Origin of the sequence: Pseudoflavonifractor sp. 524-17 (genome assembly GCF_009935845.1) — a bacterium.
In the GTDB taxonomy this organism is placed as follows: Bacteria; Bacillota; Clostridia; order Oscillospirales; family Oscillospiraceae; genus Pseudoflavonifractor_A.
In genome coordinates this window covers 1-1,007 of sequence record NZ_QWEK01000134.1, presented here as the reverse complement: position 1 = coordinate 1,007, position 1,007 = coordinate 1, and the positions used below count along the sequence as shown (strand labels likewise).

4 protein-coding genes are annotated in these 1,007 nt (G+C 54.2%); all 4 read left to right on the top strand.

The window, feature by feature from the left end; all coding sequences use genetic code 11:
- Positions 1-216 (top strand): sigma-70 family RNA polymerase sigma factor (locus tag D1159_RS18985; protein WP_161847134.1); only part of this gene is annotated, 216 nt, incomplete at its 5' end.
- Between the two features lie 4 nt (positions 217-220).
- Positions 221-457 (top strand): helix-turn-helix domain-containing protein, encoded by a 237-nt coding sequence (locus tag D1159_RS18980; protein WP_161847133.1) that lies wholly within the window; start codon positions 221-223, stop codon positions 455-457.
- Positions 458-547: 90 nt separating this feature from the next.
- The gene (locus D1159_RS18975) at positions 548-715 is read left to right on the top strand and encodes a hypothetical protein (protein WP_161847132.1); all 168 of its coding nucleotides are present in this window, start codon (positions 548-550) and stop codon (positions 713-715) included.
- Between the two features lie 89 nt (positions 716-804).
- Positions 805-1,007: recombinase family protein (locus tag D1159_RS18970; RefSeq protein ID WP_161847131.1), on the top strand; the 203-nt coding region annotated here is incomplete at its 3' end.

Below are 1,007 nucleotides of genomic sequence, written 5' to 3'. Positions count from 1 at the left end.
GGCTACGACCTGCCGATCAGCAGCCAGCAAGTGGCCGACGCCTTTGCCGGTCTGCCAGAGCAGGAGCAAAGCATTTTAATTTTGCGGCTGGTTCTGGATTTGACAGACCGCGAGATCGGCGAGGCCCTGGGCCTGTCCCGGAGTGCCGTCCAGCGGCGCAGAACCAAATCGCTGAAAGTCCTGCGGACAAAGCTGACAGCGAGGAAAGGAGGTTAGTACCATGAGGCGCCGTAATTACAAAGGCCGTGAACTGCTGCCGCTGGCGGTGAGCGATGCGGCCCGCGCCGGGGACGCCGATGCCGTGGAGCAGGTCTTGCGGTACTATGAGGGCTACATAAACAAGCTCTGCACCCGGACGGTCTACGATGAAAGTGGCTGTCCCCACGCCTGCTTGGACGAGTACATGAAAAGCCGCCTGGAAAACAAACTCATCCGCGCCATTCTCGGTGTGAACTGATAACCAGCCCCAGCAGGAGGAACAGCTTACCCTTTCCCTGTTTCTCCCGCCTGCGGGCCTTGTCCTGCGTTTTGGAAAGGGGGAACATCTTTGCCAAAAAATCAGCGTGAAGTCACCACGACAAAACATCAAATCGGCAAAACGACCTATCTTGTCTGCGCCTCACCCAGCGACCGGGCCACGGACAGTCTGGACAGGAAAATCCGCAAACTTATCAAAAAGGACATGGAACAAAGCAGAATATTTGACAAACAGTGAATTTTTGAGCTGACACGGGCGGCGGTTTGTGGTAAAATGGCATCTCAGTACATAACCATGCTTGCCTGCCGCCGGAAAGGAGGACTACCATGTTGCAAGCAGGCAAAATCACCACCCTCTATTGCAGGTTGAGCCAAGAGGATATGCAGGCTGACGAGAGTGAGAGCATTCAAAATCAAAAAATCATTTTGCAAAGGTACGCTGACGACCACCATTTCTTTAACACCCGCTTTTTCGTGGATGATGGATTTTCCGGGGTCAGCTTCGAGCGTGAGGGACTTCAAGCCATGCT

What these genes read in the sequence shown, in the direction of transcription:
- D1159_RS18980 (WP_161847133.1), top strand. Translation starts at nt 221, where the DNA reads ATGAGGCGCCGTAATTACAAAGGCCGTGAACTGCTGCCGCTGGCGGTG.